17 protein-coding genes are annotated in these 17,841 nt (G+C 67.1%); 15 read left to right on the plus strand and 2 right to left on the minus strand.

Translation table 11 applies throughout. The features are described 5' to 3' along the window. Positions 1–15: 15 nt before the first annotated feature. Both ACH49N_RS16885 and ACH49N_RS16890 read left to right on the plus strand, forming a co-directional pair. Positions 16–834, plus strand: coding sequence for a serine hydrolase domain-containing protein (locus ACH49N_RS16885; RefSeq protein WP_358278219.1), 819 nt, complete (start codon positions 16–18; stop codon positions 832–834). Positions 835–959: 125 nt separating this feature from the next. After that, positions 960–1,469, plus strand: coding sequence for a DUF3145 domain-containing protein (locus ACH49N_RS16890; RefSeq protein ID WP_159921513.1), 510 nt, complete (start codon positions 960–962; stop codon positions 1,467–1,469). A gap of 91 nt (positions 1,470–1,560) precedes the next feature. On the opposite strand, the gene ACH49N_RS16895 is transcribed toward ACH49N_RS16890, so the two are convergent. Then, complete coding sequence (locus ACH49N_RS16895; RefSeq protein ID WP_358278221.1) at positions 1,561–2,526, minus strand: alpha/beta hydrolase; 966 nt, start codon at positions 2,524–2,526, stop codon at positions 1,561–1,563. A gap of 155 nt (positions 2,527–2,681) precedes the next feature. Here ACH49N_RS16895 and ACH49N_RS16900 point away from each other — a divergent pair, with 155 nt between their 5' ends. From ACH49N_RS16900 to ACH49N_RS16910, 3 genes are read left to right on the plus strand one after another with little or no spacing between them, the layout of a single operon-like run. After that, positions 2,682–3,341 carry a hypothetical protein gene (locus ACH49N_RS16900; RefSeq protein WP_358278222.1) on the plus strand — a complete coding sequence of 220 codons (660 nt, stop codon included), beginning with the start codon at positions 2,682–2,684 and terminating at the stop codon, positions 3,339–3,341. Continuing rightward, on the plus strand, positions 3,334–4,689 hold the full coding sequence (locus tag ACH49N_RS16905; RefSeq protein WP_358278224.1) for a glutamine synthetase: 1,356 nt from the start codon (positions 3,334–3,336) through the stop codon (positions 4,687–4,689). Before ACH49N_RS16900 ends, ACH49N_RS16905 begins: the two co-directional genes overlap by 8 nt. A gap of 35 nt (positions 4,690–4,724) precedes the next feature. Continuing rightward, on the plus strand, positions 4,725–5,459 hold the full coding sequence (locus ACH49N_RS16910) for a gamma-glutamyl-gamma-aminobutyrate hydrolase family protein (protein ID WP_397504732.1): 735 nt from the start codon (positions 4,725–4,727) through the stop codon (positions 5,457–5,459). Positions 5,460–5,523: 64 nt separating this feature from the next. On the opposite strand, the gene ACH49N_RS16915 is transcribed toward ACH49N_RS16910, so the two are convergent. After that, positions 5,524–6,198, minus strand: coding sequence for a TetR/AcrR family transcriptional regulator (locus ACH49N_RS16915; RefSeq protein ID WP_358278716.1), 675 nt, complete (start codon positions 6,196–6,198; stop codon positions 5,524–5,526). Positions 6,199–6,437: 239 nt separating this feature from the next. Here ACH49N_RS16915 and ACH49N_RS16920 point away from each other — a divergent pair, with 239 nt between their 5' ends. The 10 genes from ACH49N_RS16920 to ACH49N_RS16965 all read left to right on the plus strand — a co-directional run. Next, complete coding sequence (locus ACH49N_RS16920) at positions 6,438–8,045, plus strand: AMP-binding protein (RefSeq protein WP_358278714.1); 1,608 nt, start codon at positions 6,438–6,440, stop codon at positions 8,043–8,045. A 10-nt stretch (positions 8,046–8,055) separates the two neighbouring features. After that, positions 8,056–8,826, plus strand: coding sequence for an enoyl-CoA hydratase/isomerase family protein (locus ACH49N_RS16925; protein ID WP_358278712.1), 771 nt, complete (start codon positions 8,056–8,058; stop codon positions 8,824–8,826). Positions 8,827–8,848: 22 nt separating this feature from the next. Then, on the plus strand, positions 8,849–9,943 hold the full coding sequence (locus ACH49N_RS16930; RefSeq protein WP_358278718.1) for a Zn-dependent alcohol dehydrogenase: 1,095 nt from the start codon (positions 8,849–8,851) through the stop codon (positions 9,941–9,943). Between the two features lie 33 nt (positions 9,944–9,976). Continuing rightward, positions 9,977–11,434, plus strand: a complete 1,458-nt coding sequence (locus ACH49N_RS16935) for an aldehyde dehydrogenase family protein (protein WP_358278710.1) — start codon at positions 9,977–9,979, stop codon at positions 11,432–11,434. Positions 11,435–11,559: 125 nt separating this feature from the next. Beyond that, positions 11,560–13,224 (plus strand): NAD(P)/FAD-dependent oxidoreductase, encoded by a 1,665-nt coding sequence (locus ACH49N_RS16940; RefSeq protein WP_358278708.1) that lies wholly within the window; start codon positions 11,560–11,562, stop codon positions 13,222–13,224. Continuing rightward, positions 13,221–13,595, plus strand: coding sequence for a hotdog domain-containing protein (locus ACH49N_RS16945; protein ID WP_208961875.1), 375 nt, complete (start codon positions 13,221–13,223; stop codon positions 13,593–13,595). The genes ACH49N_RS16940 and ACH49N_RS16945 overlap by 4 nt, the downstream gene beginning before the upstream one ends. 5 nt (positions 13,596–13,600) lie before the next feature. Beyond that, positions 13,601–14,899, plus strand: a complete 1,299-nt coding sequence (locus ACH49N_RS16950) for an FAD-binding oxidoreductase (protein WP_250771537.1) — start codon at positions 13,601–13,603, stop codon at positions 14,897–14,899. Between the two features lie 34 nt (positions 14,900–14,933). Further along, positions 14,934–15,629, plus strand: coding sequence for a transporter (locus tag ACH49N_RS16955; protein ID WP_159921565.1), 696 nt, complete (start codon positions 14,934–14,936; stop codon positions 15,627–15,629). Positions 15,630–15,674: 45 nt separating this feature from the next. After that, entirely contained in the window at positions 15,675–17,057 is a 1,383-nt protein-coding gene (locus ACH49N_RS16960) for an NAD(P)/FAD-dependent oxidoreductase (protein WP_159921567.1), read from the plus strand. A gap of 83 nt (positions 17,058–17,140) precedes the next feature. Further along, positions 17,141–17,841: AMP-binding protein (locus ACH49N_RS16965; RefSeq protein ID WP_358277236.1), on the plus strand; the 701-nt coding region annotated here is incomplete at its 3' end.

The raw sequence follows: 17,841 nt of genomic DNA on the forward strand, positions 1-17,841 counted from the left end.
TCGTAGGCTGACCGGGTGCACAGTCTCGATCAGATTGCCCGATGGCCCGTGGACAACGCTGCGGCGGTCGTCCTGTCGCGAGACGAAGGGGTGATCGGCGAGTACGGCGACCAGCAGCGCGTCTTCCCGCTCGCCTCGGTCACCAAATTGCTCTGCGCGTACGCCGTCCTGGTGGCCACCGAGGAGGGGGCCGTCGAACTCGACCAGCCCGCAGGCCCTGAGGGTTCGACGGTGCGTCACCTCCTGGCGCACGCGTCGGGCCTCGCCTTCGACGAAAACCGGGCGCAGACCACGCCGGGGCGTAGGCGAATCTATTCGAGCGCAGGCTACGAGGTGCTCGCCGAGTTCGTCACCGCCGAGACGTCGATCGACTTCGCCGACTATCTGGCCGAATCCGTCTTCGCGCCGCTGAAGATGGGGGCGTCCGCGCTCGTCGGTCCCGCCGGCCACGGCGCGGAGTCGTCGGCCGGCGACCTCGGACGCTTCGCCGCCGAGTTGCTCCGGCCGGCGCTGTTGTCGCGGGAGACGGTCGATGCGGCCACGTCGGTGCAATTTCCGGGCCTGGACGGCGTTCTGCCCGGCTACGGGTCTCAGCGCCCCAACGACTGGGGTCTGGGATTCGAGCTCCGTTCCCACAAGAGCCCGCACTGGACGGGCCTGAGCAACTCGCCGCGCACCTTCGGGCACTTCGGCCAGTCGGGCACGTTCCTGTGGACCGATCCCGCGGCGGGGCTGGCGTGTGTGGTGCTGACGGATCGCCCTTTCGGTGACTGGGCCAAGCCCCTCTGGACCGAGGTGAGCGACGCGGTGCTGGCGGAGGGCCGGCGATCATGACACACCGAATGTGCGAATCACTGGCGCAACACGGGCAACACAAGGCACACTGGTCCACCGAGCGTGCTGCACGCATCGACTGAGGCCGTTGGGGAAGACGTCCCTCGTCGAAGCAGGAGGCTGGAGTGCGCGCATTGGATCAGTTCGCGGACGCGACGGCTGGAGTTGTCTACATCCACTCGTCGCCCGCCGCGTTGTGCCCCCATATCGAGTGGGCGTTGACCGCAACCCTCGACTGCCCACCGAATCTCAAGTGGACCTCGCAGCCGGCTTCCAAAGGGGTTCTGCGCGCCACCACTAGTTGGGTCGGCCCCGTCGGCACCGCCTCGAGACTGGTCAATGCGCTTCGCGCCTGGCCGATGCTGCGATTCGAGGTGACAGAGGATGCCAGCGAAGGCGTGGACGGCGAGCGATACAGCCACGTCCCCGGCATGGGTTTGTGGCACGGTTCCACCAGCGCCAACGGCGACGTCGTCGTGGGGGAGATGCGACTCCGGGCTCTGATGGAGGCTGGCGGCGATCTCGCCGCCGAACTCGACTACGCGTTGGGCACCGCGTGGGACGAGGAACTCGAGCCCTATCGCAGCGGAGGGGAAGGGGGAGAGGTCACCTGGCTGCGCAGGGAAGTCGGCTGACCGCGGGTCATCTGGCCCGGAGAGATTTTTGCCGGAGCTTCGTGGCGGTCTATCGAGCGCCTCGACGGCGGCCGGAGAACGCGCGTGCGAATTAAGCCTGCGCCACTTCGCGCAGATAGTGGCATACCTCGTCCACCGCCTGCTTCGCCTGCGCGAACACGCCGATTTCGGTGACGAAGCCGTGGAAGACGCCGGTATGCCTCGTCAGGGAGACGGGGACGCCGTCGCGCCGCAGCCGCTTCGCGTATGCCTCGGCGTCGTCCCGAATCGGGTCGACCTCCGCGGTGATGATCAGCGCGGGCGGCAGATCACGCAGCGACTCGGCGCGCAAAGGGGCTGCGAGGTGGTTACCGCCTGGGTGGCCCACACCGACGTACTGCTCCCAGAACCAACGCGCGTCTGCGGCGCTGAGCCGTGGCGCGTCGGCGAATTCCGACCACGACGGCGCGGTGAACGTGTCGTCGACAGCGGGGTAGGCGAGCACCTGCGCCACCGGCAGGGCGCTGCCTTCATCGCGTCGGTGCAGGCACAGGGCGGCGGCGATGTTGCCACCCGCAGAGTCGCCGCCGACCGCGATCCTTCCCGGGTCGATGCCCAGGTCCGGCGCTGTCCGGGTCAGCCACACGTAGGCATCGACGCAGTCTTCGAGCGCTGCCGGGTACGGGTTCTCCGGAGCCAGGCGGTATTCCAGGGACACCACCGTCCAGCCCGACCCCGCGGCGATCGCGCGGCACAGTTCGTCGGCCCCGTCCAGGGTGCCCAGGACGAAGCCGCCGCCGTGTAGATAGACGAGGGCGGGACCGGAGCCGCCGGAGCCGCCGCCGTCCGCGCGATACACGCGGGCCCCGATCGCACCCGCACGGGTCGGCACGGTCAGTTGCTCGACATGGTCGAGCGGCGTGATCGGCGCGGCTGGTCGAGCCGTGTTCAGAAGCGTCCTGGTCTGCTCCGCGCCCAGCTCGCGTATGGGTTTCTGAAGTACGTGGGTAATCATGTGGGCCGCGGCCTTGGCCTGTTCGTCGAGCAGACTCCACCAGGCGGGGGCGTCGTCGTTCATCTCGAAACCTCGCAAGTCATTGACAAGAAGTGATCTGTACCTCACCATCGTAGTCATACGACTAAGACAAATGACTATAAGTCGAAGTTTCCTGCGGATGCACTGCTGACGGTGAACCGCACAACACGATCTTGTCGAATCGAAAGGACAACAAGATGACCGAAACGACGATCGGTCCCGCGACGCGCGGGGCTGACGCGGTCGGCGGGGTCGACATCCGGATCGAGGACGACGCGAGTCCGATCGTCCGGCTGATCGGCCGCACGATCGCCGATTCCGTCCGGACCAACGGCTCCGTTCCGAGGTCGGTGGAAGGCACAGTCGCCGTCCGCTCCCACGACACCCCGCAGGCCGCGACGATCAGCATCTCCCGCGGAGCCGTCGCGGTGTCGAGTGGTGTGTTCGTCGAGCCTGACGTCACCCTGACCGTCGACCTGAACGACCGGCTCGCTCTGGTCGAGAAGCCTGTGGGCGCAGGCGATCTCGCTGACTCGGCGCGCACCCTGCTGTCGCCGCCGCTGCCGGATTGGAAGGCCGCCGCGGATTCATTCTGGGCCGCGGCCCGGTCGGTGCCGGGTATACCGGACATGCTCATTGCGATCACGGAGGGTTCCGACGGGCTGGATCAGCACGTCGTCGGCGAGGGCGAGAGCCATTACGTCATCGCCGGCCCGCCGGAGCTGCTGGCCGGCATCTTCTCGGGCGCCGACGATCTGATCGCCGCCCTGTCCACCGGTCTGATCGGCGTGCGCGGCACATTCTCTCAGCTGTCGGTGCTGGTCGCCGCATCCTGGAAGGTTCGTTACGATGTCTGAAACTATTTCTAATGCAACGAATCCCGAGACACCGGTGCACACGGTCCGGCTCGAGTCCACCAACCACGACGGCAGCTTCCTCGGCAAGAATCTGGCGCCCAGGAAGTTCGCTGCGAGCGCGGGCTCAGGCTTCGCGATGGCCGATCTCCTGTTCGGCCTCGACCTCGGCAACGCCCCGACCTTCGGCTTCGCCTTTCCCGAGTGGCGCGGGCATGTGTCCGACGTGCAATTCAGGCCCGACATGTCGACACTGGTGCAGTGGGCGCCGGGCCTGCAGTCCGTGATCGGCGATTACTGGCAGGCCGACGGAAGCCCGATCGGGACCTGTCCGCGCAACCTGGCCCGCAAGCTGGTCGACCGCCTCGCCACCCGCGGTTTCACCGCGACCATCGCGGTCGAGATCGAGGCCACCCTGTTCCAGGAATCCATCCACGAGGCCCGGGCCAAGGGATACCGCGACCTGACCCCGCTCGGCGGTTCCGCAGGCACCGCGTACCACCTCGCGAAGTCGAAGGACTGGGTCGACTACATGTCGGCGGTCGCCCGTCGCCTCGACGAGATCGGCATCGAGTGGGAAGCGTGGAGCGACGAGGACGCGGCGGGTCAGGTCGAACTCAATCTCGTTCCGGGCGACCCGATCTCGGTGTGCGACAACTGGGCTCGTGCCCGGCAGGTAATGCGCGAGGTGGCCTTCGAGCTCGGTCATACAGTCACCTTCATGGCTAAGCCGACCGCGGGCTATGGCCAGGCCTCGCACGTCAACCTGTCCTTGCAGCGCGACGGCGTCAACGCCTTCTATGCCCCCGACGGGCCGACGGACACTATGCGGCACGCGGTCGGCGGATTGCTCGCGACCATGCGTGGGGCGGCATCGGTGATGCTTCCGCAGATCACCTCCTACCGCCGCCTGGTCGACCTGAGTGGCCCGCCGACGACCGTCACCTGGGGCATCGCCAACAAGAGCACCGCGGTGCGGGCGGTGTGCGGGCACCCGGCCTACTCCCGCCTCGAGTACCGCGTTCCCGGCGCGGACGCCAACTTGTATCTCGCGGTCGCGGCCATTCTTGCCGGCGTGATCGCCGGCCTCGACGGCGAGATCGAGCCGCCCGAGCCGGTCACCGACCTGGCGTGGTGTGTGCCCGACCTCGAGCGGCTGCCGGACACCATCACCAAGGCGGCGGCCGCGCTGGAGGCAGACCTGATTCTGCGCGAGCAACTCGGTGACGAGTTCGTCGACTACTGGGTGGGCACGCGGCGGTGGGAGTGGATGCAGTTCCACACCACGGGCGGGGACCCGTTCGCCGAGCTCTCCGAATGGGAGTCGGCCCGATACTTCGAGTTCCCGTGACCGTGGGGACCGCGCCGCCGGGCGCCGTCCGGCCGATGATCGGTATCACCGGCAGACGGGTCCGGCTGGGGTTGGTCGAGGGACTGGACCCACGTTACGGTCATCTGTTCGCCGACACCTTCATGTCGGACTTCTCGGAGCGGATCGCCAGGGCGGGTGGGGTTCCGGTGAACCTGCCGTACGACGCCGACCCGGAAGCGCTGTGTCACTGGCTGTCCGGTGTGGTCATCACCGGCGGTCAGGATGTTCACCCCGCGTGCTGGGGTGGCGATCCGTCGGTAGTCCGGGACGTGGACCCGCGGGATGATCCGATGGTCCACGACGCCGAACGTGACGAGTTCGAGATCGGGCTCGTGCGTGCCGCACTCGACCGGAACATTCCGGTTCTCGGCGTATGCCGGGGCCTACAAATCCTGAACGTCACGCTCGGCGGCACGCTGATCCCGCATCTATCGCCCGGCTCCGTCGAGCACCTGTCGGCTTCGCCACCGCTCACCGACGGTGCCGACGACCACAAGGTGACGTTCGAGCCAGGCTCGATCGCGGAAGGGCTTTTCGGTGCCGGCACTGTGACCAACTCGTGGCACCACCAGGCGGTCGACCGTTGCGGTACCGGCCTCGAGGTCACGGGGCGCACGGCGGACGGCGTCGTCGAAGCGGTCGAGCTGCCCGGATCGCCGGTGCTCGGTGTCCAGTGGCATCCCGAGTGGATGGAGCGCGACGATCCGGCGCTGAGGTGGATCGTCGCCGAGGGCAGTCGGCGGATCTGAACCCAGGATGGTCGGCCGCCACCGAACGGTGGCGGCCGACCACTACTGCTGGGTCAGCGCGGTATCACTGCACACTGACCCAGGACACGAGCGAACGCAGCGTTTCCTCGGGCGAGGCCTTTGAGACCACAGGCCTCGAGGCATCACCGAGGTTGGCTGCCATCCAGGCGTCGAGCACACCGAGGGTGAGTTCGATCTGTCGCTCCGCCGCTGTGGGGTCGGTGAAGACCAGCCAATTGAGTGCGAATCCGTCGGACAGCGTAGACAGAATGTAGGTCAGTGCGTCGACGGTGTCGGGGTCGACCGACTGGCCCGCAGAGGTCGCGGCGGCCTCGAGGATCACCCGCATGGTCGCGAATGCCTCGTTGTACACCATCTCTGCCTGCTCGCCCTCCTGGCGCTGGCCCCAGCTGATCAGCTCGACGATTGCGGCGCCGAAGTCCGGATTCGCCAGGTACCACTCCATCACGCCGCGCAACAGGGCGCGTGCGGTGGTCGCCACGTCACCATGGGCATCGTTGCGCATCAATACTTCTCGATACAGCCGCGCGACGTGTTCGAAAACCGCCGCGAACAGCACCTCCTTGGTGGCGAAGCAGTAATGCAGTGTGGCCAACGGAGCGTTCGCCTCCTCCGCGATGCGGCGTGTGGTGGCGCCGTCCACTCCCTCGGCGGCGATCACGCGCACGGCGGCCGCCACCAGCTCGGCGCGACGTTCTGCAGCGGGAATGCGAGGCATGGGTTGCTCCTGTCATGGGATATGAACGGATGATCAAGTCAGTCCCCACGCTACCAGTCAGGTGACTACGCGACGGAGCAATCACCACCGCTCCCTATGCGGATGTAAGTCAGATGACTTGATCATATGACCGATACCGGCTACCGTTATGACTGGCATCACATACCGGCTCGCCTTTTGTGGCCGCGCTCCCAATGCAGGGAGTTGTGATCGGCCCGAGACACCTCGAAGAGGACGACATGACCGAAGTGGAATCAGTACACCGCGAACGCGCGATCGCGCTCGACCGCCTGGCTACGGACCCGCCGATCGATACCGTCGTCGGCCTCCTGGCCGACCGGGCCGTCCGCTCGCCCGACCGTGAATTCCTCCGATTCGTCGACGGGTCGTGGACCTTCGCCGAGATCGACGACTGGAGCACGCGGCTGGCCCAGCGGTTGGTCACCGAAGACGGTGTCCGTCCGGGGGACCGCGTCGCGATCATGCTCCCCAACGTGGTGCAGTGGCCGGTCGCCTGGCTTGCGATCCTCGGGGCAGGCGGCGTCGCGGTGCCGGTGAACTCGTCTTACCAGCGCGCAGACCTCGAATTCGTGCTGCGGGACTCCGGTGCCCGGGTGATGTTCACCGACGCCGCGCACACCCCGATCGTCGAAGAGGTGCGCGCCGCCAATGACGATCTGGCCGATGTCCGGATCGTCGGAGTCGGTGCACGCGACGAGCTCACGCAGTATCCGGCGGCGTGGCCGGGGGTTGCCATCTCCGGCGACACCCTCGCGAACCTCCAATACACCTCAGGCACAACCGGATTCCCCAAGGCCTGCATGCTCACCCACGATTACTGGACCCGGCTGGGCTGGGTCTGCGCGAACGCAGCCGGTCTCGGCCCCGACGACGTGGCCCTCACCTCGCAGCCATTCTCCTACATGGACCCGCAGTGGAACACGTCGTTATGCCTCACGATCGGCGCGCCGCTGGTCGTGCTTCCCCGGTTCTCCGCCTCCGGTTTCATGGCCGACGTCCGAAAGCACCGGGCCACGTTCTGCTACGTGCTCGGTTCCATGCCCACGCTGCTGTTCAAGCAGCCGCCCAGCCCCGACGACCGCGACACCGACCTGCGCATCGTGCTGTGCTCGGCCATTCCGGTCGCGTTGCACGCCGAGCTCGAACAACGCTGGGGCGCGCCGTGGCGGGAGATCTTCGGGATGACGGAGAGCGGGGTGGACCTGTTCAGCCTGCCCGAGAGGGCCGGTGATGTCGGCAGCGGACGACTGGGTCAGCCGGTGCCGACCAAACAGGTCCGCGTGGTCGACCCGCAAGGCCGTGAGGTCAGCGACGGTGAATCCGGCGAACTGATCACCGCGGGCAAGCCGATGATGCTCGGCTACTGGAACCGGCCCGAGGAGACCGCGCAGGCCCTGCGCGACGGCTGGTTGCACACCGGCGACGTCGCGGTGCGCGAGGCGGGCAGCTATCGCCTGGTCGGCCGGATCAAGGACATGGTCCGTCGCGGCGGGGAGAACATCGCCAGCGCCGAGGTCGAACGGGCGCTCGAACGCGACGACACCGTCGTCGCGGCCGCGGTCGTCGGTGTCCCCGACGAGCTGTTCGGTGAGGAAGTCAAGGCCTTCGTGCAGCTGGCAGCAGGCGTCGAGGAGGGTCGCGAGACTGCCGAGCGGATTCTCGGAAATCTTCGAAACCAACTGGCACGCTTCAAGATTCCGCGCTACGTCGAGTTCGTCCCCGATTTCCCGCGCACGCCGTCCGAGCGGGTGTCGAAGCCTGCGCTGAAGATTCGCGCCGCCGAGCATCCCGGCACCACCTACGACCTGCAACCCCCGCGTGCCTGAGGAGCCAGACATGACCGACCACTACCTGGACGTGCACATCGACGACGACGTCGCGGTGCTCACGCTGAACCGCCCAGCGAAGCTGAACGTGATGGATGTGGCCACCCGGGTGCTGCTCGCGCAGACGATCCGCCGGTTCGGTACGGGTGATCTCGTCCGCGGGATCGTCCTCACGGGCACCGGGCGGGCATTTTCCGCCGGGGAGGACCTGCAGGCGGTGCCGACCGACTACGACGAGATTCGCGAAGCCTTCGCGACCTTCCATGACATCACCCGGGCAATTCTCGAGACGAAGGTTCCCGTCATCGCCGCCGTCAACGGTATTGCGGTGGGCGGTGCCTCGGAGATCACGCTCTGCTGCGACTCCCGGATCGGCAGCCCCGCCGCCGAGTACTACCAGCCGGAGAACCACCGCGGGATCATCATTTCGAACGCTGCCAGCCTCCTGATGGGCCGGCTGGTGCGCAATCATGCGATGCGAATCATTCTCGGCTCCAGCCGGATCGGCGCGGAGGAGGCCCTGCGGATCGGGCTGCTCGACGAGATCACCGCCCCAGAGGCGCTCGTGGACCGCGCGGTCGAGGTGATCCGGCAGTGGAACTCCGACCCTCGTATCACCGCGCTGCACCTGGGTTTGCTGCGGCCGCGCCTCGAAGCCATCGAGGCCGCGTTCGCCCGCGAAGACGACGCCGCCCGCCAGTCGTGGGAGTCCGGCGCCTTCAGCGAAGGCATCGAGGGCTTCTGGACATCGAAAAACGCGGCGCCATCGGCGTCGCAATAGCGCAATCAAGATCGGAGACATGATGATCACCACCGAAGCAGCTGTCCTCACTGCGGTGAACGAACCGCTGGAATTCACCGAGATCCAGGTCGACGACCCGGAGCCCCACGAGGTCCGCCTCGCCGTCTCGAATGTCGGCCTGTGTCACAGCGACCTGCACTACATGACCGGTACCGTGGGCGCCGACCTGCCCGTGGTCGTCGGGCACGAGGTGGCGGGCGTCGTCGAGTCGGTCGGCTCCGGGGTCACCTCGTTGCTCCCGGGCGACCGCGTCGTGGGCGCGCTCACGCCGTCGTGTGGGTTGTGCCGCAACTGCCAGGTCGGGCATTCGACGCAGTGCCAGCGTGTCGCGCAGATTCGGCAGCGGTCGCGCCCGGCTTTCCAACTGCCGGGAGGCCAAGTCGTCGAGCGACTCGGCGACGTCGGCGCGTTCTCCCGCCACACCCTGATGCGGGAGAACTCGCTGGTGAAGGTTCCCGACGAGGTGGGACTGCATGTCGGGTGCCTGCTCTCGTGCTGCATCATCACCGGTGTCGGCGCCGTGTTCCGCGCCGCCCAGGTCCGCCCCGGCGCGACCGTGGCCGTGATCGGCTGCGGCGGTGTCGGATCGGCCATCATTCAAGGGGCGCGGCTCGCGGGCGCCTCGGCGATCGTCGCCGTGGATCTCGACGAATCCCGGCTCGCGGCGGCCCGGACCTACGGTGCCACGCACGTCGTGAACGGGGCGGCAGATGTCCCTGCTGAGATCCGGAACGTGCTCGGCGACGGGGTGGATTACTCGTTCGAGGCCGTCGGCAACGCGCGGACCGCGGCTACCGCGCTGGCGGTCCTGCGGGCCACGGGCACCGCATGCCTCGTGGGTATCGCGCCCGACGGCACCGATCTCACCCTCCCTGCGTCGGACTTCTTCTTCGGAGAGAAGCGCCTCATCGGCTCCTACATGGGCTCCGGCCAAGCGCACGAGGATATTACGCAGTTCGCGCACCTCTACCTGCAGGGTCGCCTGCTGCTCGACGAGATGGTCAGCGACGTCATCCCGTTCAGTGAGGTCGACAAGGGCTTCGAAGCGATGAAGTCGGGAGAGGTAACCCGCATCGTCGCCGACCTCACCGTGTGAACCCCACCCCTTCGAGCACCCAGGGAGCCCCAGATGGCGAATCCGCAACTGTCCCAGCCAGTCAACTACATTGCCGACGAGTGGTCCGAGTGCCAGACGATCCCGGACGCGTGGAATCTCGACCCCAACACCGGCCAACCCGTCCACCGGGCCGTCACCTCGAGTCCGGACGACGTGGAGCGCGCGCTGCGCCATGCCGAACGGTCCTACGGCTTCGAACGCTGGGACGACGCGGCGAGCGAGGAACGTGCGGCGGTCATCGAGCGCGCAGCTGAGATCGTCGAGACCCGGATCGAAGACATCGCCCGGACCGACGCTCTCACCAGCGGTGTCCCGATTGCGAAGGCCCGGATGGTCGCGGAGTTCCTCCCGCACAGGATCCGCTCGTCCGCGGCGGAGCTACGCACCATCCCGCGGCGCACGGCGCTGGCGGCCGGCGGCCGCGACGTGCGGCTGTACAAGGTCCCGTGGGGGCCTGCGGCGATCCTCACTCCATGGAACGGCCCGAGTTTCATTCCTGCCGCGAAGCTGGTGAGTGCGCTGGCCGCCGGGTGCCCTGTCATCCTCAAGCCGTCCGAGCACGCGCCGAGCAGCGCCCAAATCATCGTCGAGAGCTTCGTCAAAGCCGGGCTGCCCGCGGGCGCGCTTCAGCTCGTGCACGGCGCAGGAGACGTGGGCGCGGCGATCACCGGCGATCCCCGGGTGAAGATCGTCTCCTTCACCGGCGGCCCGACCGCCGGCCGGGCGATCGCCCGCGCGGCCGCGGAAGATTTCAAGGTGCTCCAGCTCGAGCTCGGCGGCAACAACCCGGCCCTCGTCCTGGATGACGCCGACATCGACGTGGCCGCCGACGGCATCCTCGAGGGGATGACCAAGCTCAACGGTCAGTGGTGTGAGGGACCCGGAAAGGTGCTGGCGCACAAGAGCCTCGTCGAGCCGCTCCTCGGCGCGCTGATCGATCGCATCTCCCGCATCCAGATCGGGCACTCTCTCGAAGAGGCCACGCAAGTGGGCCCCATTTCGAACGCGCCGCATTTCGCCACGCTACAGAGCCGGATCGAAGGGCTGCGCGCACACGGCGCGACCATCCATCAGCCCGCAAAGCTCCCTACACTCGACGGATTCTTCCTTTCGCCCACCGTCGCTACGGGAGTCGACGCGTCGCTGGCGACCGCCGAGCTGTTCGGGCCGATCGTCAGCCTGCACGCCGTGGAATCCGACGAGGACGCACTGCGCGTGGCCAACGCGAACCCGTCGGGTCTGGACGCCTACGTGTTCGGTGGCGACCTGGATCGGGCCATCGAGGTCGGATCGCGGGTGCTGTCGGGCGAGGTGCGCGTGAACGGCGCCAAGGTCGCCGATCTCGCCGACGGTTCCGCACAGAGTTTCTGGGGCACGTCCGGAATCGGCGGTCACGCCCCGGGCGAGTCGGTCCGCGTGTTCTGCGGCGACCGCGTGGTCGGCGTCGATTCACCCGACCTTCCGATGTAGCGCCGGGGACCACTTTCTGCGTCACCTCTTGACTGTGACCGGTACCACTGGTCTACTGAACTAATTCAAATGATCATGTCATCCGATCATGTCAAACGATCACCAAGACGAAAGCGGCACATTCCATGAACTTCCCCTCCACCTCGGAAACCGGGATCGTCGATGTCATCGGCGTCGGTGCCGGCTTCTCCGGCCTCTACCTCTCGCACCGGCTCACGAGGGCGGGGTGGACCTTCGCCGGCTTCGAGGCCGGACCCAGTGTCGGCGGCACCTGGTTCTGGAACACCTACCCCGGCGCACGCTGCGATGTCGAGAGCATCTACTACTCGTACTCATTCGACGAGGAGCTCCAGCAGGAGTGGACGTGGAGCCAGCGATTCGCGCCGCAGGCCGAGATTCTCAGCTACATCGAGCACGTCGCCGACCGCTTCGACCTGCGTAAGCACTTCACGTTCAATACCCGAGTGGTCGGGGCGACATGGAACGCGGACGACCGGCTGTGGGAGGTACAGCTGGACAACGGTGCGACTCGCCGCAGCCGCTACCTGGTCTCGGGCGCCGGCGGCCTGTCCACCCCGAAGGACTTCGACGTGCCAGGCCTCGCGAACTTCACCGGACTCCAGGTATCCACCAGCCGGTGGAATATCTCGCTCGACGACCTCGCCGGCAAGCGCGTTGCCGTGATCGGCACCGGATCTTCCGGGGTTCAGGCCATCCCCCTGATCGCGGAGGTGGCCGAGCACCTCACGGTGTTCCAGCGCACCCCGAACTATGTGATGCCCGCACGCAACGCCGACCTCCCCCCGGAGCAGGTCGCCGCCATCAAGGACGACTACCCGGCGATCCGAGAAGAATGCCGGCACTCACCCGGCGGCATCCCCGACCGTCCCGTCACCGACAACGCCTTCGACGTCTCGGACGAGGAGCGCCAGCGGCGGTACGAGGAAGCGTACGAGCGCAGCGGCTTCCAGGGCGTCGGCGCCGAGTTCGCAGACCTGCTCACTGATCCCGAGGCGAACCGGACCGCCTCGGAATTCATCCACGACAAGATCCGCGAGATAGTGAAGGATCCGGTCACGGCGGAACTGCTGGTGCCCAAGTACCACCCACTCGGCGCCAAGCGCAGCGTGTTCGGCACCGACTACTACGAGACCTATAACCGGCCGAACGTGTCGCTGGTGTCGCTGCGTGGCGAGTCGATCGAGACGATGACCGAGAACGCGATCGTCACCTCGAAGGGCACCTACGAGGTGGACGCCATTGTGCTCGCGATCGGGTTCGACGCCTTCACCGGCCCGCTGTACGGGCTGAATATCACCGGCGCGTCCGGCGAGAAACTGCAGGAGGCCTGGAGCGACGGTATCCGCTCCTACCTCGGGGTCATGGCCGCCGACTTCCCCAACTTCTTCATGGTCGGCGGACCGCTGAGTCCCGCGCTGGCCAGCAACGTGGTGGTGACGATCGAGCAGGCCGTCGACTGGATCGCCGACCTCATCGAGCACGCCCGCGACTCCGGCGCCACGCTGATCGAGGCCACCCCTGAGGCCCAGAACGACTGGGTGGACATCACCGAGGGGACCGTCGCCCAGACGCTGTATGCCACGACCGACTCCTGGTATCGCGGCTCCAACATCGAGGGCAAGCCCAACACCTTCATGGGCTACGTGGGTGGCGTGGGCAAGTACCGCCGGATGTGCACCGAGATTGCCAAGCGCGGGTACCCCGGAATCCAGATCGACGGCGAAGCGCAGTCCCGCACCCTCGGCCCCATCCATCAGGAAATCTCATGAGTAAGACCGTGCACCGGCGCTATGTCGCCTTCTCCGACGCACACTATGCCGGAAACCTGGTCGACGGTGCCTTCGCCCTGAAATTGTTCGGTGACGTGGGCACGAACCTGTCGATCGAGATCGACGGCCACGAGGGGCTGTTCGCCGGCTACTCGTCCGTCGAGTTCCTCGCCCCGGTTCGTGGCGGCGATGTCGTGGAGGCCGAGGCCGCGCTGGTGAAAAAGGGCAACCGCAGCCGCACAGTCGATTTCGAGCTCCGGGTGATCTGCCGCGGTTCCGACGACACCGGCCGCTCGCAGGTCCTGGAGACGCCCCTGGTCGCGGTGCGCGCTCGCGGCACCGCGGTCATTCCTGCAGATGAGACGGAGTAGAAGCCATGGAGCTGATCCACGACACTGGCTGGGCCGCAACGCCTGTCGCCGCTGAACCATCCCTGCGCGGTGACATCGACTGCGACGTGGTGATCGTCGGCGGCGGCGGGGGCGGCATGTCGGCCGCACTGCGCCTCGCGGAGAGAGGCGTTGACGTGGTCCTCCTCGAGGCGAAGACCCTCGGCTGGGGCGCGACCTCCCGCAACGCCGGATACATCACCAACTCCATCGCCGCCGATCCGGAAATGCTGGGCTTCCTGCTGAAGCGCGAACGGCTGCGCGACCTCTACCGGTACGCCGAGAACGCGGTGCACTTCGCCGAAGATGCCATCACACACCACGGGATCGACTGCGGCTACCAGCAGGAGGGGATCGTGATGGCCGCCGTGTCCAAGGGGCAGCTGCGGCACGCACGCCGCAACGCGAAGGTCATGGCCGCGGCCGGATCGTCGGCCGAATTCGTTGAAGGTCGCGCAGCAGGCCTCCCGGACGGCTTCCTCGGCGGAGTGCGTGAGGGCGTCGGCGGCACGCTCAACCCGGGGGAGTTCGTGCTCGGTCTGCGGGCCGCGACGATCGCGGCCGGCGTGCGTGTCTACGAGCACACCCTCGCCCGCGACGTCACGGACACCGGCGGCGGGGTCACCGTCGAAACACCGGACGGAAGAATTCGGGCTCGCAAGGCGCTGCTGACCACAAACGCCAACAGCAACGGCTTGTCCATCGCACCGAAGCACCTCGCCAGCCCGGTGTGGACGTCCCTGGTGGAGACCGAACCCGTCGCACCCGAGCGACTCGACGAGATCGGCTGGACCAGCCGTGCCCCGATGGTCACGCTGCACATGATCATCGAGAGCTACCGCATCACCCCGCGGGGCACGATCGTGTTCGGCACCCGCCGCGTACAGTCCGGGCGGAACCCACTGCCCGACCGCACCCCCGCGCGGAACGTCGCAGACGATCTTGTCCGCGGATTCCACGACAGATTCCCGGGCCTGCGCGACGTCAAGCCGCAGCGGGCGTGGGGTGGCTGGATCGGCATGAGCTCCACCTGGCTCCCCGCCGCCGGCGAGGCCTCTGACAACGTGCTGTACTCGCTCGCCTGCAACGGCCACGGCTTCGCCCAAGCACAGTATGTGGGCCACCTGCTCGCGGACCGCATCGGCGGCGCGCCGCTGCACGACGACCTGGCGGCAATTTGGCACGGGCGCAAGCGCTTCTGGCCCAGCCTCGTCAGCGGCCCCGCGCTGTACGCGGCCTGGCTCGCCGACCGCGCCTCCGACCGCCTGGCAGCACTCACGAAATAACTATCGGCGTAAGCCACCTTCCAAGGAGATGCTCATGTCCATCAAAGAACTGCTCTTCGCGGTCTCGGACATCTGGATGATCGCCGTCGGATTCACCTACGGGATCAAGTTTATCCGGAACTACAAGAATTACCTGCTCGGCATCGAGTGGATCGTCGTCGCGACGTCGGGCACGAATTTCCTGCTCTACGGTCTCCTGAAGGCTGGTCACGACAGCCCGATGTATGCCTTCGCCTACTTCCTGGACGCCTTCTCCCGGTCGATCGGCATCACGCTCATCTTGGTCCTGGGGCTGATGAAGGTCACCCACCGGTACAAGCCGTCCGCGGCGGTGGACATCGGCGCGTTCGCCCTGGCGGGTGTGGTGGGTTTCCTCCTCAGCCATTTCGCGGAGGAGATCGGTCTGCCCGGCAAGATCTTCTACATCGTGGTCAACGTGCTCACCACGATTTTCCTCATCTACTTCGTCAAGCGGCTGTGGGGCATCGGCGAGCGCGGGCACGCGGCGTGGGCCGCCGTCGCCACCGCCTGCGGGTTCGTCATCGCGGCGACCTACGACTTCGTTTCCATTCCAGGGGACGACGCCGAGCACACGATCTTCTACATCTTCGCACTGTCCACGTGGGGCCTGCAGATGTTCGCGTACTACCGCGCCTACCGAGCATTCGACGCCTACAACAAGCGCGTCGACGCCCAGACGGTCAGCGGCAGCGCTCCAGCAACGGCGTAAGCAGCCGAACCCTCCGTGGTGATCGATCCATAGTCAGGAACCGAAATGTCAACGCATGTCATGCACGAAGAGACCACCGAGGTTGTCGTCGTCGGCGCCGGAATGTCGGGTCTGATGGCGGCCACCACGCTGGCGCCGGAGACCGACGTGGTGGTGCTCGAATCCACCGAGCGCACCGGTGGACGCGTCGAGACCGTCCGTCGGGGCGACTACTGGATCAACGTCGGCACCCAGTTCACCGAGGGCACCGGCACGCTGATCGATGCCCTCGACCGGCACGGCATCGAGATGGGCTCGCTCGCAGGCAAGAGCGTCGCGCTGTACTTGAACGGCGAGGTGGTCGACACCTCGAACCCCGTCGCGCTCATGTTCCGCACGCGGATGACCATGATGGACCGTATCGGCATGGCCATCGTCGGTGCCCGCATCCTTTCGGTCATGCCGTTCCTGGAGTCGCAGAGCCGTATCGCGCAACGGGTTCGCGCCAAGCTCGACACCAAGCTGGCGTCATACCTGCTGAAGGGTGTCCGGTCGCAGTTGGCCGCCGCCGTCGTGCGGTCGTGGTCGGCGCAGTGGATGGGATGCGAGGTGGAGGAGACGGCCGCCACCCAGTTCGTCACCTCCGTGGGCCTCGCGCTGGCCGACCCGGAGAAGATCCCGAACTTCTCGCTGCCGGTGGGTGGCAATCAGACGTTGACCGACGTGCTGACGGAAGATCTCGGTGGCCGTATCCGGCTGAACTCGGTGGTGCGCTCGGTGCGGCAGGACGGTGACGGCGTGGTCGTCGACTATCACGACGGTGACCGACCGGTGCGGTTGCGGGCAAAGCGCGCGATCGTGACCGCACCCGCCGATGTCGCCGAGCGAATCATCCCGGACCTCCCGCAGCAGCACCGGAATGCTTTCAACGACATCACCTACGGCCGGTACGTGATCGTCGGATTCTTCACCGACGAAGTCGGGCCGCAGCGCTGGGACGACTACTTCGCTGTCTCGACGCCGCAACTGTCGTTCCAGGCGATGTTCAACCACGCCGCCGCGATGCGGAACGGCGACAACCGTAAGCCGGGTGGAGCACTCGCCTGTTTCGCCGGTGGCGCTCACGCCGACGCGTTGTTCGACCTCCCCGACGAGGAGATCGTGTCGCGATACCAGCAGGACCTGCTCGCAGTGTTCCCCGAGCTGGAAGGGAAGCTGGGCGAGGGCATCGTGCGACGGCACCGTCGGGTCGTGCCCTTCTGGGCGCCCGGGCGGAGGAACTCGCTTCCGACGTTGCGTGATCCGCTCGGCACCACCTACCTCGCCGGCGACTATCAGCTCGAATTGCCCTCTCTCGCCGACGCGGCCACGTCGGGCGAACGGGCGGCGAAGGCCGTACTGGCGAGCCTGAGCGGCGTGGGGGTGCAGGGCGTCCCGACACGTTCCTGAATCAGCTCCCGTCCCAGCGCGCCCGGCAACCGGGCCGCGATACCCACACCCCACTGCTGCAATATTTCGAGGGAGAGGCCCCAGTGAGCTTCAAGAGCCCGTTTCCGGACGTCGAGATTCCGAACCTCAGCGTCTACGACTTCCTCTTCGGCCAGGTCGATGAGGCCGATCGGGATCGGCCGGCGCTGATCGACGGCGCTTCCGGTGCGGTCACCACCTATCGGGCGTTGATCGCCCAGATCGACGGGGTCGCGGGGGCGCTCGCTGCGCGCGGGCTGGCCGTCGGTGAGGTGGCGGCGTTGCATTCGCCGAACGTGCCGGCGTTCGCGTCGGTGTTCCACGGGATTTTGCGGGCCGGTGGGGTCGCGACCACGATCAACGCGTTGTACACCGCCGAGGACATCGCCAAGCAGCTCACCGACTCGAAGGCGAAGTTCCTGTTCACCGTCTCCCCGCTGCTGCCGCAGGCGGAGGCCGCGGCCGCGCAGGTCGGGATCCCGGCCGCGCACGTGATCGTGTTGGACGGTGCGGACGGGCACCCGTCGCTGCAGGATCTGCTGGCCGAGGGGGCGCCGGCGCCGGAGGTGTCGTTCGACCCGGGCACCCAGTTGGCGGTGTTGCCGTATTCGTCGGGCACCACCGGTCGGCCGAAGGGGGTGATGCTCACCCACCGCAACCTGGTGGCGAATGTGTGCCAGATCGACCGGCCGATCGGGATCGGTGCCGAGGACAAGCTCCTGGCGGTGTTGCCGTTCTTCCACATCTACGGGATGACGGTGCTGCT

This window comes from Rhodococcus sp. NPDC019647 (assembly GCF_044389235.1).
Classification (GTDB): domain Bacteria; phylum Actinomycetota; class Actinomycetes; order Mycobacteriales; family Mycobacteriaceae; genus Rhodococcus_F; species Rhodococcus_F oxybenzonivorans.